At 51.0% G+C, this 18,800-nt stretch carries 15 protein-coding genes; 8 read left to right on the top strand and 7 right to left on the bottom strand.

Features of this window, described 5'->3' with window-relative positions; genetic code table 11:
* Window positions 1-3: 3 nt before the first annotated feature.
* Together fruA and AL515_RS16090 are read left to right on the top strand one after the other, a co-directional pair.
* Window positions 4-1,692 carry a PTS fructose transporter subunit IIBC gene (fruA, locus tag AL515_RS16095; RefSeq protein ID WP_048211154.1) on the top strand — a complete coding sequence of 563 codons (1,689 nt, stop codon included), beginning with the start codon at window positions 4-6 and terminating at the stop codon, window positions 1,690-1,692.
* Between the two features lie 145 nt (window positions 1,693-1,837).
* Entirely contained in the window at window positions 1,838-2,074 is a 237-nt protein-coding gene (locus AL515_RS16090) for a YgdI/YgdR family lipoprotein (protein WP_061068170.1), read from the top strand.
* A gap of 68 nt (window positions 2,075-2,142) precedes the next feature.
* Here the strand turns inward: AL515_RS16090 and AL515_RS16085 are convergent, their stop codons facing one another.
* Together AL515_RS16085 and AL515_RS16080 are read right to left on the bottom strand one after the other, a co-directional pair.
* Complete coding sequence (locus AL515_RS16085) at window positions 2,143-3,441, bottom strand: anaerobic C4-dicarboxylate transporter (RefSeq protein WP_061068169.1); 1,299 nt, start codon at window positions 3,439-3,441, stop codon at window positions 2,143-2,145.
* Between the two features lie 76 nt (window positions 3,442-3,517).
* Window positions 3,518-4,237, bottom strand: coding sequence for an aspartate/glutamate racemase family protein (locus tag AL515_RS16080; protein WP_048211157.1), 720 nt, complete (start codon window positions 4,235-4,237; stop codon window positions 3,518-3,520).
* Between the two features lie 351 nt (window positions 4,238-4,588).
* Here AL515_RS16080 and hypT point away from each other — a divergent pair, with 351 nt between their 5' ends.
* From hypT to AL515_RS16060, 4 genes are all read left to right on the top strand, one after another.
* The gene (hypT, locus tag AL515_RS16075) at window positions 4,589-5,500 is read left to right on the top strand and encodes a hypochlorite stress DNA-binding transcriptional regulator HypT (RefSeq protein WP_061068168.1); all 912 of its coding nucleotides are present in this window, start codon (window positions 4,589-4,591) and stop codon (window positions 5,498-5,500) included.
* A 301-nt stretch (window positions 5,501-5,801) separates the two neighbouring features.
* Window positions 5,802-6,743 (top strand): pseudouridine kinase, encoded by a 942-nt coding sequence (locus AL515_RS16070; RefSeq protein WP_048211159.1) that lies wholly within the window; start codon window positions 5,802-5,804, stop codon window positions 6,741-6,743.
* Entirely contained in the window at window positions 6,731-7,666 is a 936-nt protein-coding gene (locus tag AL515_RS16065; protein WP_061068167.1) for a pseudouridine-5'-phosphate glycosidase, read from the top strand. The genes AL515_RS16070 and AL515_RS16065 overlap by 13 nt, the downstream gene beginning before the upstream one ends.
* Before the next feature lie 95 nt (window positions 7,667-7,761).
* Complete coding sequence (locus tag AL515_RS16060; RefSeq protein WP_048211161.1) at window positions 7,762-9,012, top strand: NupC/NupG family nucleoside CNT transporter; 1,251 nt, start codon at window positions 7,762-7,764, stop codon at window positions 9,010-9,012.
* 47 nt (window positions 9,013-9,059) lie between these two features.
* On the opposite strand, the gene AL515_RS16055 is transcribed toward AL515_RS16060, so the two are convergent.
* The 3 genes from AL515_RS16055 to AL515_RS16045 form a co-directional block, all read right to left on the bottom strand.
* Complete coding sequence (locus tag AL515_RS16055) at window positions 9,060-10,148, bottom strand: sugar kinase (protein WP_048211162.1); 1,089 nt, start codon at window positions 10,146-10,148, stop codon at window positions 9,060-9,062.
* 2 nt (window positions 10,149-10,150) lie between these two features.
* A complete protein-coding gene (gene nfo, locus AL515_RS16050) occupies window positions 10,151-11,008 on the bottom strand; it encodes a deoxyribonuclease IV (RefSeq protein ID WP_048211163.1) in 858 nt (285 codons plus the stop codon).
* A 65-nt stretch (window positions 11,009-11,073) separates the two neighbouring features.
* Window positions 11,074-12,123: a YeiH family protein gene (locus AL515_RS16045; protein ID WP_048211164.1), complete on the bottom strand. Its 1,050-nt coding sequence runs from the start codon at window positions 12,121-12,123 to the stop codon at window positions 11,074-11,076.
* A gap of 133 nt (window positions 12,124-12,256) precedes the next feature.
* Between AL515_RS16045 and yieE the strand changes: the two genes are divergently transcribed.
* The gene (yieE, locus tag AL515_RS16040; protein ID WP_048211165.1) at window positions 12,257-13,138 is read left to right on the top strand and encodes a DNA-binding transcriptional regulator YeiE; all 882 of its coding nucleotides are present in this window, start codon (window positions 12,257-12,259) and stop codon (window positions 13,136-13,138) included.
* 194 nt (window positions 13,139-13,332) lie between these two features.
* On the top strand, window positions 13,333-14,802 hold the full coding sequence (gene lysP, locus AL515_RS16035; RefSeq protein WP_061068166.1) for a lysine-specific permease: 1,470 nt from the start codon (window positions 13,333-13,335) through the stop codon (window positions 14,800-14,802).
* A 752-nt stretch (window positions 14,803-15,554) separates the two neighbouring features.
* Here the strand turns inward: lysP and AL515_RS16015 are convergent.
* Both AL515_RS16015 and fghA read right to left on the bottom strand, forming a co-directional pair.
* Entirely contained in the window at window positions 15,555-17,540 is a 1,986-nt protein-coding gene (locus AL515_RS16015) for a ligand-gated channel protein (protein ID WP_061068165.1), read from the bottom strand.
* 278 nt (window positions 17,541-17,818) lie between these two features.
* The gene (fghA, locus tag AL515_RS16010) at window positions 17,819-18,655 is read right to left on the bottom strand and encodes an S-formylglutathione hydrolase (RefSeq protein WP_048211168.1); all 837 of its coding nucleotides are present in this window, start codon (window positions 18,653-18,655) and stop codon (window positions 17,819-17,821) included.
* Window positions 18,656-18,800 lie beyond the last annotated feature (145 nt).

Here is an 18,800-nt window from a genome sequence, read left to right as displayed (position 1 = left end):
ATAATGAAAACGCTGCTGATTATTGACGCTAATCTCGGCCAGGCTCGCGCCTATATGGCGAAAACCCTGCTTGGAGCGGCGGCACAGAAAGCGCATCTGGAGATCATCGACAATCCAAATGATGCAGAGCTGGCGATTGTCCTGGGCGATAAGCTGCCTGTCGACAATTCGCTGAACGGCAAAAAAGTCTGGCTGGGTGACATCGGTCGTGCGGTTGCGCATCCCGAGCTTTTTCTCAGTGAAGCAAAAGGTCATGCGCAGCCATATAGTGCGCCGGTTGTGGCAACGCCAGCGGCAAGCAATGGTCCAAAACGTGTGGTGGCAGTGACAGCCTGTCCGACAGGCGTCGCACATACGTTTATGGCTGCTGAAGCTATCGAAACCGAAGCGAAAAAACGCGGCTGGTGGGTGAAAGTGGAAACCCGCGGCTCAGTAGGGGCAGGTAATGCCATTACGCCGGAAGAGGTTGCCGAGGCCGATCTGGTGATTGTGGCGGCTGATATTGAGGTTGATCTGGCGAAATTTGCTGGAAAACCGATGTATCGCACGTCTACGGGCCTGGCGCTGAAGAAAACGAAGCAGGAACTGGATAAAGCGCTGGATGAAGCGACCCCGTATCAGCCAGCCGGGAAAAATCAGACTGCGGCCACCGAAGGAAAAAAAGAGGGCGCGGGCGCGTATCGTCACCTGCTGACCGGTGTGTCTTACATGCTGCCGATGGTGGTTGCGGGCGGTCTGTGTATTGCGCTGTCATTCGCCTTTGGTATTGAAGCATTCAAAGAGCAGGGAACGCTTGCGGCAGCACTGATGCAGATTGGTGGGGGCTCAGCCTTCGCACTGATGGTGCCCGTTCTGGCAGGTTACATTGCATTTTCTATCGCTGACCGCCCAGGTCTGACGCCGGGTCTTATTGGCGGTATGCTGGCGGTAAGCACCGGTTCTGGCTTTATCGGTGGGATTATCGCCGGTTTCCTTGCCGGTTATGTGGCGAAGCTCATCAGCACGAAGTTGAAACTCCCACAGAGTATGGAAGCGCTGAAACCGATTCTGATTATTCCGCTGCTTTCGAGCCTGGTCGTTGGTCTGGCAATGATTTACCTGATTGGTAAACCGGTTGCGGGCATTCTGGAAGGCCTGACTCATTGGCTGCAAACCATGGGGACGGCGAATGCGGTTCTGCTTGGCGCTATTCTTGGCGGCATGATGTGTACCGACATGGGCGGTCCGGTGAACAAAGCGGCCTACGCGTTTGGAGTGGGGCTGCTGAGTACGCAAACTTATGCACCGATGGCAGCCATTATGGCGGCAGGTATGGTGCCACCGTTGGCGCTGGGTCTGGCAACGCTGGTTGCGCGTCGCAAGTTCGACAAAGCACAACAGGAAGGTGGCAAAGCGGCGCTGGTTCTGGGTTTATGCTTTATCACCGAAGGGGCAATTCCGTTCGCGGCACGCGATCCGATGCGTGTTCTGCCATGCTGTATCGTCGGTGGCGCGGTGACGGGAGCAATCTCAATGGCTGTGGGTGCGAAGTTGATGGCGCCACACGGCGGACTATTTGTACTGCTGATCCCAGGAGCCATTACCCCTGTACTGGGTTACCTGTTGGCGATTGTTGCTGGTACGCTGGTGGCCGGTCTCTCCTACGCGGTGCTGAAGCGCCCGGAAGTGGACGCTGTCGCGAAAGTAGCCTAACTCTTCTTTACTTCCCTGGGCAGAGATTTCTCTGCCCTTTTTTATTCTTTGATCCCGGCAGTTGCGGCACCGCCACAATAATCCATCCTGTCTTAACCAAATTCGATAAAGTGCCCTTAAATCAAACTCGTCACGGAAATCGAATATGAAAAAAACGCACATTTTTGCCTCTCTGTCACTCGCTACGCTGTTGCTTACGGGGTGCTCAACCACCTGGGTGATGACAACAACATCAGGGGCAACGATAGAGACGCAAGGCAAGCCTGAGCAGGATTCCGGGACTGGACTGACAAAATATGCTGACACCTATGGCTATCACCGCGTGATTAAAAGCAGCGATGTGAAGCAAATAGCTAAAGGTAAGACGGTATTGCTATGGTGAGTCAGGTCAGGTAAGTCGCGAAGTATTCAGGAGGCGATATCGCTTTCGGCCCCCCTGAATAAAACGGGTCAGGCAATCATTGGCGCGATGATAAAACCAAAGGCAACGCCCGCGATGATCCCACCCAGTCCTGGCAACATAAACGGATGGTTTAAGACATATTTGCCCACGCGCGTTGTCCCGGTGGTGTCGAACTCCATTGCCGCCAGTGAAGTGGGGTATGTGGGTAGAACAAACACACCTGTCACTGCCACGTAGGAAGCCAGAATGGCCCAGGTGGGTACGCCGAGCGCGACGGCAAGCGGGATAATCAGCGGCGTGGTGGCTCCCTGCGAATAGAGCAGCGCGCAGGTCCCAAACAGTACCAGAGCCAACAGCATCGGGTAGGCCTGTAGAATATTACCCGCGATGTCTTTAATTTCCGCTAAGTGTGCGTCAATGAATGTGGTTCCCAGTGTAACAATGCCGAGAATGACGGCCAGCGAACTCATACCTGCTCGAAAAGTGGATGTCAGTACAATGGCATCTGTCGATGTTTTGCACAGTACGACCATCAGACAAGCGGCAGATAACATGCAGATAATGATGATATCCCGGGTATTCATTGGGTTACCTGCATCGAATCCAGGACGTAGTTGAGGACATGCTGCAAGAATAACGATGACGACCGTTGCCAGCATAAACAGGGCAACGGAAAGCACGGCACCCGGCGTCGTGCTACTCTGGCTTTCATATTTACGGACCAGACCTTTTTGCAGGCGTTGCAGATACACTTCATCATCCTGTAGCTCGCACCCCTGGCGTGAAGCGATGAATGCCGCCACCATTGCGGCAACGAACGAGGCCGGCAGGCATACTGCCATGACCTGTATAAAGCTGACGCCGTTTCCCTCCATGATGGTCAACATTGCGGCCATTGCAGCGCTGATCGGCGAGCCGGATATTGCCACCTGGGAGGCGACGACGGATCCTGCGAGCGTGCGTGAGGGGCGGATACCGGACTCTTTTGCTACTTCGGCAATGACCGGTAGGGTAGAGAAGACAATAAATCCGGTCCCCGCCATAATGGTCATCGACCAGGTAATAATGGGCGCAATAACATTGATATATTTAGGGTTACGCCGCATAAAATTCCCTGCAACGCGTACCAGATAATCCATACCACCCGCGGCCTGTAGTGCTGAGGCAGCCACTACCACCGTCATAATAATGAGAATCACGTCAACGGGTGGTGAACCAATTTGCAACCCAAATCCCAGTGTTAAAATAGCCAGCCCCAGCCCGCCACATAAACCAATACCAATACCGCCGAAGCGGATACCAAAAAATATTGCGCCCAACACTACGATAATTTCCAGCCAAATCATAATGGCCTCCGCCAGAGAATAATTCGTTATTAAAATGGGTATTTATTTAATGCAATAATTAACCAGGCATAGATTTTCATTGCACCAAAAGATGATCTTTACCAACGCGTTTCTCGTACCATTTAATACCGGCGCGAACCAATGAACCGGTTGAATCAATATATTTTTCAGGTGACGTTTTGACAGCCTCAGCAAGGATGACGGGAACTTCAGTACATCCCAGTACGATAACTTGTGCGCCGCGAGAGAAGAGTGCTTGAGCCTGTTCATTCATCAGCGTTTGCGCCCGCTTAACATCACCGGCTTTTAAGCAATAGATACTTTCCATCACTTTTTCCTGACTGGCAGAGTCAGGACTGATGCAGGTTAACCCAAGAGATTCAATGCCTTTTTGATAGAGACCCATGTACAACGTGGCGTTGGTGGCGAGTAGTCCAATACGTGATTTTCCACAGTTCCTGACCTCGCTGATGGTCGTTTCAACGATACTGAGCAGCTCTGTGTGACAGCACTCTTTTAATTCATTAAACCAAAAGTGGGCGGTATTACAGGGGATGACAATACACTCAGCGCCAGCATCTTCGAGTTTATGCATATAATCGCGCATTGCCGGGAGTGGGGAATTACCATGATGCATTAACGCGTCAGTTCGGTCAGGAATGTCAGGAATAGATGAAATAATTAATGGGATATGTTCCTGGTCACGTTGTGCCGCGGTAAAGGTGACGAATTTATTAAAGAGATCGACGGTTGCCGCTGGCCCCATACCACCCAGTACACCAATTAAACCTTTCACGATATATACCTCGATTTACCGTTAAATAATATTCAGGCTGTTTTTATCTTGCCCTAATGTTTAACAGCAGGGAGTCGAGAGGAGAAATGCAATAATGTTTGTCTAAATGCAAAAACTGCATGACTGTAGTTTCTTTCGTCCTCCCATGAGGTTCGGAAAGCGTGCGAAACCTGAAGTTTTGCCTGCAGAGAAGGGGGATGACTGAATGGCGAAGCCAACATGTTAATGCCAAAAACGAAGGCTTGATGCAAAAAACGAATCATCAGTGGCTAATCGCCAATATCATCTCTGGAACGCCTCTGGCATGATGTTTTAGGTTAATCACCCTATTTAAACATCCGCGTGACAGGCATGAAAAATATTGAGACAAAATGGTTATATGATTTCCTGACGCTGGAGGCGTGTCGTCATTTTTCCCAGGCGGCTGAGGAACGCAATATATCCCAACCGGCATTTAGCAGGCGGATCAAGGCGCTCGAATCCGCCGTGGGAGTACAGCTTTTTGATCGCACGACGAGTCCACTGCAACTCACGGAGGAGGGCAAGCTATTCCATTCGCAAACCCGTAGCCTGCTGCAACAGCTGGAATGCAATCTGGATGAGCTAAGTGGGCACAACCTGCTTGGGGTTCCCAATATTAAAATAGCGGCGGCGCATTCTCTGTCGCTGACGATGTTGCCCAGATTAGTGCACTCAATGGCGGCCTGGGGGGAAGAGTTTGTTTATCACGTCGAGGCGATTGATGTGGTGCAAGCGGTGAATACCCTGCGTGAAGGGAAAAGTGATTTTATTATCTCTTTTCGGGATGAAGATTTAATGCAGTCACCCTTCTGCGGTTTGAAGGTTTTTGAGTCTGAGTTGTATCCCGTTTGTGCGGCTGACGCGCAGGGGAAGGCGTTGTTTGATATCTATCAGCCGCAGGTGCCGATTCTGAACTATACCAGTACATCCTACATGGGAAGATTGGTAAACCGTCATCTGGCGGAAGTGGGCGGTATTTCTGCTCGTACACTGTTTATGTCTTCGATGAGTGAGTTATTGAAAAATATGGCATTAGATGGCCATGGTATCGCCTGGCTGCCGGCGTGGACTATCGTAAACGAACTGCGTGACAAGCGGCTGGTTTGTCTGCAGACGCCGGAACTGATGGTGCCTATTCAGGCCTATATTTACCGGATGGATACCCGCTTGAATAAAACGGCTGAGCACTTCTGGCGGATTTTGTACAACCACATGCCGGAGGACCTGGTTTCGCTCAGTTAATACACACCAGTCTGCCTGGCACATCTGAAAAACCTCCGGTTATCCGGAGGTTTTTTTCTGGTTTGCTCAATTTGTGTTCTGCCTCTCATTTTTTCTCTCCCTTGCAAACTGTATCTATAAAAAATTGTGACTCTGTTCATATCTATTTGTTTTAGATCTTGCGGATGGATTTACTTTACAAAAAACCTGGCTAACATGAACACGTGTTTGATAGTGAACATGTGCTCTAATAACCTTTGCTGTAGCAATTGTTATTTTTGACGAACTCATTAGTGGTAATTATATTGCCAGGGGACGTGCTATGCGTGAAAAGGAATACATAGTAACCATTGGCTCGGCCAATATGGATGTCGCCGGGTATTCGCATGCTTCTCTGAATTATGCGGACTCGAATCCAGGGAAAATAAAATTTACGCCAGGCGGCGTGGGACGCAATATCGCTCATAATTTGGCGCTGTTGGGAAAAGATTCATGGTTACTGACTGCAGTTGGTAACGATTTCTATGGACAATCATTGCTGGCGCAAACTAATCAATCTGGCGTTCATGTCGAAAAATGCCTGATTGTTGCTGGAGAAAATACATCAAGTTATTTGTCGCTGCTTGATAATACCGGTGAGATGCTGGTTGCCATAAATGATATGAGTATTACCGACCACATTTCAGCGGATTTTTTGTCGCAACATCGTGATTTTATTCGTGCAGCAAAAGTCATTGTCGCTGACTGTAATATCAGTGAAGACGCGCTGACATGGGTGTTGGAAAATGCGGGCGAGGTACCGGTGTTTATTGACCCGGTATCGGCATGGAAGTGCGTTAAAATTCGCGAGCAGCTCGGCAAAATCCATACCTTAAAACCTAATCGACTTGAAGCTGAAACCCTGAGTGGGATTGCACTCTCCGGGCGAGAGGATGTTGGCAAAGTTGCCACGTGGTTTCATGAACGCGGCCTAAACCGCCTGGTGCTCAGCATGGGGGGGGACGGTGTTTATTACAGTGATATCTCGGGGAGTAGCGGCTGGTCGCTGCCCATTAAAACTCACGTCATTAATGTCACGGGGGCTGGTGATGCCATGATGGCGGGACTGGCTTCCTGCTGGGTAGACGGTCTGCCCTTTATTGATTCGGTTCGATTTGCGCAGGGTTGCTCATCTATGGCACTGGCCTGTGAATATACCAACAACCCTGATTTGTCTGTTGCGAATGTTAGCTTAATAGTGGAGAACACAGAATGTCTGAATTAACTCTTTCCTCTGAATTATTACAAATATCTCCAGAAGTTCAGGAAGCATTAAACAGTAAAAAACCCATTATTGCACTTGAGTCAACCATTATTTCCCATGGCATGCCATTTCCACAAAATGCGCAAACAGCAATTGAAGTAGAAGAAACTATTCGCAAACATGGTGCTGTGCCTGCAACCATTGCCATTATTGGCGGGGTAATGAAAGTTGGCTTGAGTAAAGACGAAATTGAACTTTTAGGACGTGAAGGGCATAACGTTGCTAAAGTTAGCCGCCGAGATTTACCGTTTGTTGTAGCCGCAGGGAAAAATGGCGCGACTACCGTTGCCTCTACCATGATTATTGCCGCTATGGCGGGAATTAAAGTATTTGCAACCGGGGGGATCGGCGGTGTTCACCGCGGGGCTGAGCATACATTTGATATTTCTGCGGATCTGCAAGAACTGGCACATACCAATGTTACAGTTATTTGCGCAGGGGCAAAATCTATTCTCGACCTTGGATTAACAACTGAATATTTAGAAACCTTCGGTGTACCGCTCATTGGTTATCAGACAACATCGCTGCCAGCATTTTTCTGCCGCACCAGCCCGTTTGACGTCAGTATTCGTCTGGACAGCGCAAAAGAAATTGCCCGCGCGATGGCGGTGAAATGGCAAACCGGTCTGAACGGCGGCCTGGTTGTCGCCAATCCAATCCCGGAGCAGTTTGCCATGGCAGAGGAAAAAATTAACGCGGCAATCGATCGGGCCGTGAAGGAAGCTGAAGAACAGGGCGTTGTGGGCAAAGATAGCACGCCGTTCCTGCTGGCGCGGGTTGCGGAACTGACCGGAGGCGACAGTCTGAAATCAAACATTCAGTTGGTGTTCAACAACGCCGTACTGGCTTGCGAGATTGCGAAGGAATACCAACGCCTCGCCTGACCAAATTTTTCGGGCAGAAAGCGGTCGCCCGTGAATATCAAACCTACCAAAACCTGGCGTTAGCGCCGGGTTTCCTGGCATGAAGGGATTTCATTATGGATATAATGAGAAGTGTTGTGGGTATGGTGGTATTACTGGCCATCGCGTTTCTGCTGTCAGTAAATAAAAAACGGATTAGCCTGCGTACCGTTGGCGCTGCGTTGGTTTTGCAAATCGCCATTGGCGGTATCATGTTGTATTTCCCTCCGGGAAAATGGCTGGTTGAACAGGCTGCACTCGGCGTCCACAAGGTCATGTCATATAGCGATGCGGGAAGCGCATTTATTTTCGGCTCGTTGGTCGGTCCTAAAATGGATGTGCTGTTTGACGGTGCCGGTTTTATCTTTGCCTTCCGGGTACTCCCCGCGATCATTTTTGTTACCGCGCTGATAAGCCTGCTTTACTACATTGGCGTAATGGGACTGTTGATCCGTATTCTCGGTGGTATTTTCCAGAAAGCGCTGAACATCAGCAAAATCGAATCATTTGTCGCGGTGACGACGATTTTTCTCGGGCAAAACGAAATTCCGGCAATCGTGAAACCCTTTATTGATCGCCTGAATCGCAATGAGCTGTTTACTGCAATTTGTAGCGGGATGGCATCTATTGCGGGTTCAATGATGATTGGTTATGCCGGAATGGGTGTACCCATCGATTATTTGTTGGCGGCATCATTGATGGCAATCCCTGGCGGTATTTTGTTCGCGCGTATGCTGAGTCCGGCAACGGAAGAGTCTCGCGTCACCTTTGAAAACCTGTCATTTACGGAAACGCCGCCGAAAAGCATCATCGAAGCGGCGGCCAGTGGGGCGATGACCGGGCTGAAAATCGCCGCAGGTGTGGCGACGGTGGTAATGGCATTTGTCGCCATTATTGCGTTAATTAACGGCATTATTGGTGGCGTTGGTGGTTGGTTTGGCTTCGGTCACGCCACTCTGGAAGGCATTTTTGGCTATATTCTGGCCCCGCTGGCGTGGATTATGGGCGTGGACTGGAGCGATGCGACGCTGGCAGGTAGCCTGATTGGACAGAAGCTGGCGATCAACGAATTTGTCGCTTATCTCAACTTCTCACCGTATCTGCAAATGGGCGGTGCGCTGGACGTGAAGACCATCGCGATTATCTCGTTTGCTTTGTGTGGTTTTGCAAACTTTGGTTCAATTGGTGTTGTCGTCGGTGCGTTTTCAGCCATTGCGCCACAGCGCGCACCGGAAATCGCGCAACTTGGAATGCGTGCTTTGGCAGCGGCAACGCTTTCTAACCTGATGAGCGCCACAATAGCCGGTTTCTTTATCGGACTGGCATAAAATAAAGTTTGTAGGCCGGATAAGCAGAGCGCCATCCGGCATTATATCTAAGCGGTTTTCAGCAAATACAGGGCATTATCGGCGGAGAGCGTTGGGTTGTTGATACTGACGCTGGCCCGCGATAATGCCGCGCAGGCCATGGCAAACTGCGCGCTTTCACGAAACTCGCTACCTTCCAGAAAGCTGTACAGTAATCCCGCCATAAAAGCGTCATCGGCGCCAAAACTGTCTACCACCGTATGCTCAGGCGGCGTCAATAAAAACTGTTCGCCGTCCTTTTCGCTGCAAAAAACGGATTCGTCTTCCAGACACACAAAGATGCGTTTTACTCCTTGCTGATGAAGGTCGTTGACGGCCTGCATGCGATCCGCATCCGACTGGACAGGCTTACCCCATAAAATGCCCAGCTCTTTCTGCGTGGGTTTGAGCGTATGAATACGTGTAAACCAGGTCTTCATTTTTGCCGCTTTGAACTCTGAAACGGTATCAATAAATACCGGAATGTCATCAGCAATAGTAAATACCCACTCGATGGCTTCAGCAGTCAGGTTGCAATCCGCCAGCACGACGCCGGAATGGCGGATAAGATCCCGTGAACCGTTCAGCAACTGCGGCGTTAGCTGTTGCAGAATGTGGGTATCGTTAATCGCCAGTACGGTCTCTTCCTGCTGATTCGCGATCGACAAATAGGTGGAGGTGTTATGTCCATGCAGACGAATGCAATTGGAAACGTTAACACCAGCCTGACGGGTCTGTTCCAGTAGCGTTTCGCCATAGAAATCGCTACCAACAGCGGAGATTAAATGCACGTCACGGCCCAGCAGCGCCAAATTATGAGCGATATTGCGTCCCACGCCGCCTGCAGAACAGTGGATGCTGCCGGGGTTAGATGCGGCTTGAGGATAGTGGATGTCTGCAATACCCCGGATATCCATGTTGATAGCTCCGACGACGACGCAATAATCTTGTTCGGTAAGGATATAACCTTTACCTTTGATCATTCCTTTGCGCATCAAATCCATAATATGTGCGGCGACGCGCGAACGGCTGATCTGCAAAATATCGGCGATTTCATTCTGCTGAATCAACGGATTACGTCGCAGGATCTTAAGGATCTGCTTTTCCCTGTCGTTCATGATTAGGCCACCGCTTTTTCAGTTTGCTGCGCTTTCAGCCAGGCAATCTCTTCTGCCCAGATATCTGGATTAATGGTTTCCAGTATCAGTGGGATGCCGTCAAAACGGTTGTCCTGCATGATCCAGCGGAATGCATCGTGACCGATATTACCTTCCCCTAAGCTATGGTGACGGTCAACGCGGCTGCCAAATGCGCTCTTGGCATCGTTCAGGTGCATACCGCGTAAATAGTTAAAGCCGACAATACGTTCAAATTCAGCGAATGTCTTTTCACACTCGTCAACGGAACGCAAATCGTAACCGGCCGCGAAGGCGTGGCAGGTGTCGATGCAGACGCCGACACGGGATTTATCCTCGACGCCGTCGATGATTGCCGCCAGATGCTCGAATTTAAAACCAAGATTACTGCCTTGCCCGGCGGTGTTTTCAATGACTGCCGTCACGCCCTGAGTTTGAGCAAGGACAATGTTGATTGATTCGGCAATACGCGCCAGGCATTCATCTTCCGGGATCTGCATTAAGTGGCTGCCCGGGTGAAAGTTAAGCAGGGATAAACCAAGCTGCTCGCAGCGCTGCATTTCATCAAGAAAAGCATCGCGTGATTTTTCCAGCGCGTCGCTGACCGGATGACCGAGGTTTATCAGGTAGCTGTCGTGAGGCAGGATTTGCGCAGAAGTATAGTGATACTTCTCGCAGGCAGATTTGAAATCATCAATGATTTCGGTGGTCAGCGGCGCGGCACGCCACTGACGCTGATTCTTGGTGAACAGGGCGAATGCGGTCGCTTCGATTTCTGCGGCTCGAATAGCGGCGTTAGCCAGACCGCCAGCGGCGCTTACGTGCGCTCCAATATATTTCATAAATTAAACCCGCCATACTCAAAAGGGGAGAGTATAGCGGGTTAATGGGGGGGAGTCGTGCTCGTTTATGCCATCAGCGCGTGGATAGCGAGGTTAATCGCGCCACCGCCCACAATCAGCCAGACAAACAGCACCAGTGCCATCAGCAGAGGTTTTGCACCGGCTTTTTTCAGGGCGCTAACGTGAGTGGTCAGCCCCAGCGCGGCCATCGCCATTGCCAGCAAAATGGTATCCAGCGTTACCAGCATGTTCACTACCGACTGCGGCAGCAGGTGGAACGAGTTAAAAATCGCGACCACAATAAACAGGATGGCAAACCACGGAATAGTGATTTTACTTTTTTCTCCGCTGGCCGCCGGAGACAGTTGTTTAACACGTGCTGCCAGGATGATGAGGAACGGAGCCAGCATCATGACGCGCAGCATTTTAGCAATGACGGCTGCGTTTTCAGCTTCCGGGGTGATTGCATGCCCGGCAGCAACAACCTGTGCGACTTCATGCATCGTGGAGCCAATATAAATCCCGTAGGTTTCCGGGCTAAACCAGTGCGCCAGTAGCGGGTACATTGCCGGGTACAGGAAGATAGCAATGGTCCCGAAGATAACCACGGTAGCAACGGCGACCGTTACCTTACTGGCTTCTGCTTTCACCACCGGCTCGGTGGCTAATACGGCGGCGGCACCACAAATGCTGCTCCCCGCGCCAATCAGCCAACTGGTGTGGCGGTCCAGACCAAACACTTTCTGCCCAAGGAAGCAGGCAATCATAAAGGTGCTGCTGAGCGTTAACACATCAATCACGATACCGCTGACGCCGACGTCAGCAATTTGCGCGAAGGTGAGGCGGAAACCATAAAGGATGATCCCCAGACGCAGTAAATGTTGCTTGGCAAACAGCACGCCACCGTCACAGCTTTTCCAGATTTGTGGATACACGGTGTTGCCGATAACCATCCCGAATAAAATGGCTAAGGTGAGGGCGCTGAACCCGGCACCTGCGACGGCGGGAATGGAACCTCCCCATAAGGCGGCCCCGGTGATAACTGCACTCAGGGCAAGCCCCGGAATAAAATGCCACACTGTACGACGATGATTCTGTAGGGCGAGTTCAGTCATAACCCCTCCTGAACAATTTGAATGATTTCTTGGCAAAAATTGTAAGGTGAAGTGGCTTAAAAATAAAATTGATTATATATTTATAATTAATCTTTATAAGTGGTAAGCACGGGCTACCCGGTGGAAAACGACTATGCATATCACCCTGCGACAACTTGAAGTGTTTGCTGAGGTACTGAAAAGCGGCTCGACGACTCAGGCATCTGTCATGTTGTCATTGTCGCAGTCAGCGGTCAGTGCTGCGCTTACCGATTTAGAGGGGCAACTTGGCGTGCAACTGTTTGACCGCGTCGGCAAGCGACTGGTCGTTAATGAGCACGGGCGCTTACTCTATCCGCGTGCGTTGGCCTTGCTCGAGCAAACGACAGAAATTGAACAGCTTTTTCGTGAAGATAATGGCGCGATTCGCGTCTATGCCAGTAGCACCATTGGCAACTATATTTTACCTGCCATGATTGCAGGTTACCGGCGGGATTTCCCCGATTTGCCGCTGGAACTCAGCGTGGGCAACAGCCAGGATGTTATCAATGCCGTGCTGGATTTTCGGGTCGATATCGGGCTGATTGAAGGGCCCTGTCACAGTACCGAAATCATCTCTGAACCGTGGCTGGAAGATGAACTGGTGGTATTTGCTGCGCCGTCATCGCCGCTAACCACGGGGCCCGTGACGCTGGAGCAACTTGCGGCTTCGCCCTGGATCCTGCGCGAACGTGGGTCTGGTACTCGCGAGCTGGTGGATTACCTGCTGTTGTCTCATCTACCGAGATTTCAGATGGCAATGGAGTTGGGTAACTCTGAGGCTATTAAGCATGCGGTGCGCCATGGTCTCGGGATCAGCTGCTTGTCGCGTCGGGTTATTGCAGAACAACTGCAGGCAGGAACGTTAAGCGAAGTTCCGGTGCCGTTGCCACGTCTGGTCCGCACGCTTTGGCGCGTCCATCATCGCCAAAAACATCTTTCAAACTCGCTGCTGCGTTTTTTACGTTATAGCGACCAGGTAGAGCAGGTTGAATAAGGCGCTGATGCGTCGTACCTGCAATAAACACCCCATCGTCAACTGAGGGCAATCGTCATACGTTGCCCATTTCTGCTTTACTTATAATCCGCGGCCAGTCATGAAGGTCTCTTATAACAGCGCATTTGTGCCGGAAGAATGCCATTTCGTCTGCTACAATCGCGCCTCATTTTTTGGATGGATAGCATTTTCACATGGTTTCCGAAACTAAAACCACAGAAGCGCCCACGCTACGCCGTGAACTGAAGGCGCGTCACCTGACGATGATCGCCATTGGTGGTTCCATCGGTACGGGTCTTTTCGTTGCATCTGGTGCAACCATTTCTGCGGCGGGTCCTGGCGGCGCGCTGTTTTCTTATATTCTGATTGGCCTGATGGTGTACTTCCTGATGACCAGTCTTGGTGAGCTGGCTGCCTACATGCCGGTTTCCGGTTCGTTCTCTACCTACGGTCAGAACTATGTAGAAGAAGGCTTTGGCTTCGCGCTCGGCTGGAACTACTGGTACAACTGGGCGGTGACTATCGCCGTGGACCTGGTGGCCGCACAATTGGTAATGAGCTGGTGGTTCCCGGATACGCCTGGTTGGATCTGGAGTGCGCTGTTCCTTGGCGTTATCTTCCTGCTGAACTACATCTCGGTACGTGGATTTGGCGAAGCGGAGTATTGGTTCTCACTGATTAAAGTCACCACCGTGATTATCTTCATCGTGGTTGGCGTAATGATGATTATCGGTATCTTCAAAGGTGCTCAACCGGTGGGTTGGAGTAACTGGACGACAGGTGATGCCCCCTTTGCTGGCGGTTTTGCCGCCATGATTGGTGTGGCGATGATCGTCGGCTTCTCTTTCCAGGGGACCGAGTTGATTGGTATCGCCGCGGGCGAATCTGAAGATCCAGAGAAGAACATTCCACGCGCGGTGCGTCAGGTATTCTGGCGAATCCTGCTGTTCTATGTGTTCGCGATTTTGATTATCAGCCTGATTATCCCGTATACCGATCCGAGCCTGCTGCGCAATGATGTAAAAGACATCAGCGTCAGCCCGTTCACGCTGGTATTCCAGCATGCGGGTCTGCTGTCTGCGGCGGCGGTGATGAACGCCGTTATCCTGACGGCGGTGCTGTCGGCGGGTAATTCCGGGATGTATGCATCAACACGTATGCTCTACACCCTGGCATGTGACGGTAAAGCGCCGCGTATTTTCTCTAAACTGTCTCGTGGCGGCGTACCGCGTAACGCGCTGTATGCGACGACTGTTGTGGCAGGTCTGTGCTTCCTGACATCCATGTTTGGTAACCAGACTGTGTACCTGTGGCTGTTGAACACTTCCGGGATGACGGGCTTTATCGCCTGGCTGGGAATTGCAATTAGCCACTATCGTTTCCGCCGTGGTTACGTGTTGCAGGGCCATGATATTAATGAGCTGCCGTATCGTTCAGGCTTCTTCCCTCTGGGGCCGATCTTTGCCTTTGTCCTGTGCTTGATAATCACCCTGGGGCAAAACTACGAAGCGTTCCTGAAAGATACCATTGACTGGGGCGGTGTAATGGCTACTTATATTGGTATCCCGCTGTTCCTGATTATCTGGTTTGGCTATAAGCTGACCAAAGGAACCCGTTTCGTTCGTTACAGCGAAATGCACTTTCCGAAACGTGTGAAGAAGTAATCCAGTGCATAATGCTTGCCAGGTAAGCATTATGGAGAACATTTGATTCCGCTATAGGGTTCCGTTCATCTTAGTGGTGTCATTTCTCTGAAGCACAGATATCTGTGAACGTGCAAGGGAGGCTCGCCGCCGCCTCCCTTGCAACCCTGGCTCCCGGCGGGAAAATCGTCGCTACGCGATTCATTCGTCTTATTCCGTCTGCCTGTCGGGTCGGGGCTGGGCCCGCGTCCCCGCAGGCCGTCCCCTCTGACCGCATCCCTGCGGGCAGTCCCGGTCAACCGTCAACGCCTCATCGATTTTCAGCCGGACCGGGGTCATCGCTTCAACGCTCTGACTTCCAGTTAAATCTGTTTTGCTGTTTAAACAAAAAACGCAGATGGTGAGGTGTGGGCTGGTCCGGCTGATAATTGCCGACGTGTATCCATAAGGCCGGGAGAACCCGCAGGGATGCGGGTTCAGGGAGTGAACGACAGGGATGTTGCATCGCGCCCGGCCCGGTAGCCTGGAGGAATAAGCGGAGGGGATTGCGAAGCAACAATTTTCCTGCCGGGAGCCGGGATTGTTAAGGGTGCGGAGATAGCACCCTTAACACGTTCACGGGTGTTCAGTGTACAGAGAAGTGATGAACATGAGGTGAACGGAACCCTTTCTCTGAGAGAGCATGTTCATTACCCCGCCAACACATGTTGATGCTTTATGTTAACTGAACAGCATTAGGCATGGTGAATGCCGGGGTTTTTATGGTCTAAAATTTAGAAGTTATATGTCAGGCCAACAGTGTAACGACGACCATCAAGCACGGTGTCATAGGTCTCGTAATCAATCTGTTTATCCAGCACGTTATACACGCCAGCAGTAAGCAGTACATCTTTGGTCGCATAGTAACGCATACCGATATCGACCTGGGTATAGGAAGGGGTGCCTTGCGCCATGGAGGTACGGCTCAGGTATTCTGATGTTTTGCCACGCAGATTCAAACGGCTCCAGAAACCGATATCCTGCGTAGCCTGCCAGTCCAGCGTGGTGTTGAACATATGCTTCGGCATTTTGTTCAATGGCTGGCCCGAGAACTGACCGCTTTTCTGTTCAGATTCAGTGTAGGTATAGTTCGCTGTCCAGTTGATGTCGGAGGTCATCTTCCAACCGAAGGTGGATTCGACACCGCGCATATTGGCTTTATCAACGTTAACCCGATCGCTGACAAAGTCGTAATGAGTGCTGCCAATAGTACAAGCCGGATCGGCACTGCTGTTACAGCGACGGACTTCGGTAATTTTGTTTTTGAAGTCAGTATTGAACAGCGTGACACCCGCATTGAGGTCGTTGCCGTTATCCCACAGCAAACCGATCTCTTCGCTCAGGCTTTTTTCTGGTTTCAGATCCGGGTTGCCGACAATGATACCGTTCAGACGACCGCCACCGGTCACTTGCCCCCAGCTTGCGGATGACTGGCGCAGATCCGGTGCACGATAGCCCGCAGAAACTCCCCCTTTTAAGGTCCACTGATCGCTCAGGTGCCATACGCCATAGCCGCGCGGCGTCCAGTTGTCACCGTAGTTTTCATCTTTATCCATACGCAGACCGCCGGTCAGCGTGAAAGTATCGGTAACCGCCCATTCATCTTCGGCAAACAACGCCCAACTCCAGCGGGTCAATTTGTTCAGACCGTCAGCTGCTTGCAGTTGGTTGCCGTTATCGCGCAGTTTTTCATAACGGTATTGCCCGCCAACTGTCAGGGTGTGCGCCCCGAGGAAGACCTGGTTCTGGTTATTGAAGATCGTGTTGTAGGATTTCATCTGACGACCAGGGTTTTTGGTCTCTTCCTGCTGAACATAGCTGGTGCTGTTGAAATCGTCGTAATAACCGCTGTGGGTTAATGAATACGTTGTGTGTTCATAACGGTTGTAGCTTTTGCTGTTTGGCTTACAAACACCGTTACGGCAGTTTTCTGCCGCCATCGATTCGCCCGGTGTGCTGTTGCGATCCTGTAGTTCATGCGCGACATCGAAGTCGATGTCATTTTTATCATCCGGGGTGAAGTTGAGGGTGAGTCCGCCGTTGCGCAGGCGTTGTTCATTGTAACCATTGACTATCTTATCTTCTCCGCGATGGGAGAACAGCCCGGTCACTTTTGCGCCGAGTAGCCCGTCGATCAGTGGTCCGGACGCGTATGCATTTGTCTGGTAAAGGTCTCCGGAGTCCCGATCTTCCTGGAGGGTGGCATCACCATGCAGGGAGCCGGTCCAGGCTTTAGTATTCGAGACTTTTTTGGTGATCACGTTAATCACGCCGCCCATAGCGTCAGAGCCGTACAGAGACGACATCGGGCCGCGGATCACCTCGATACGCTCGATGGATTCCAGTGGCGGCAGCCAGCCTTGTTCAATACCTGAGTTGTCGCTATTAGGACGTGTGCCACGGGTGCTGATGCGTTTACCGTTGACCAGGAAGAGCGTGTATTGCGAAGCCATACCGCGAATACTGATATCGCTGCTGCTCCCCCCGCCGGTCACAACAACACCAGGGACGTCTTTCAGTGCATCGGTCACATCGCGATACGCTTTATCTTCGATCTGCTGCTTGGTAATAACCGAAATGGAGGCGGGGGCATCCTGAATTTTTTGCTCAAACCCGGTGGCGGTGACGACCACGGTATCCTGGTCGGCGGCATAGACGAGTGATGGGAGACTCGCGACGCATACTGCGGCGGCTACAGCCTTAACGTGAGGTATAGTCATTTGTATCATTCCATTTAAATGAATCTAACTGCGTGTCATGTGAAAGGCCATGACAATTGTATGTATTTGTCTTTTAAGGACTCTTTTCAGTAAAGAAGCGGGGGGATTGTACAAAAGTATGAATTTTTGTAAACACAAATGATAATAGAAATCATTTGTGTTTGATGTGTTTGGCATGGAAAATCTTTTTAATTCAGTGGGATAGTGGTGAAATAAAAAAGGAGAAAAAGTGAAGGAATGATGGAGAAATGAAGAGGGCTGACGCCCTCACTCAGGCGTTACTTCAGCAAATATTGGGCGTGGAAACGCAGATGATCTTCAATAAATGATGCAATGAAGTAGTAGCTATGATCGTAACCCGGCTGAATGCGTAATGTCATCGGCCATGCGGTTTGACGGGCCGTTTCGGCCAGCACTGCGGGCTGCAACTGATCGGCAAGAAACTGATCGCTATCCCCCTGATCAATAAGCGTTGGGATCGCATCTGCGGGTTTACTGGCCAGCATTAGCGCACAGCTGTCCCATTCCGCCCATCGTGATTTATCCTCACCCAGGTAGGCGCTAAAGGCTTTCTCACCCCACGGTACGCGACATGGATTGACGATGGGGGCGAAGGCAGAAACGCTGGTGTATTTGCCAGGGTTTTTCAGTGCCATGATCAGTGCACCATGCCCCCCCATAGAGTGCCCGCTGATGGCGCAGCGATCGCTGACGTTAAACTGTGACTGAATGAGTGCCGGCAACTCGTCACGCATATAGTCATACATGCGAAAATGTGAGGCCCACGGTTGTTGCGTGGCATTGAGATAAAATCCGGCACCCTGGCCTAAATCGTAGCCTTCATCATTGGCGACCTGTTCGCCACGCGGGCTGGTATCAGGCATCACCAGAACGATGCCCAGTTCAGCCGCAATACGTTGTGCTCCGGCTTTAGTGGTGAAGTTTTCATCATTGCAGGTCAAACCTGACAGCCAGTACAGCACCGGAGGTGGGGTGTTATCCCGGGGGGGTGGAAGAAAAATACTGAAGGTCATGGTGCAATTTAGCGTGGTGGAGTCATGACGCCAGCGTTGTTGCCAGCCTTCAAAACAGCGGTGCTCTTCAAGCATTTCCATGCGTGGCTCCTTGTTGTGTTGAACCTGAATGTGTTTGCGAACTCACCATAATACAGATTATTCATTGCACTGTGAGTAACTTTCACTTCCGCATTGAGCAAACATACTTCATCATCTATATAACTTTACATTAACACTCGAATTC

The organism is Citrobacter sp. FDAARGOS_156, assembly GCF_001559235.2.
In the GTDB taxonomy this organism is placed as follows: Bacteria; Pseudomonadota; Gammaproteobacteria; order Enterobacterales; family Enterobacteriaceae; genus Citrobacter; species Citrobacter youngae.
This window is presented reverse-complemented; position numbering and strand designations above follow the sequence as displayed.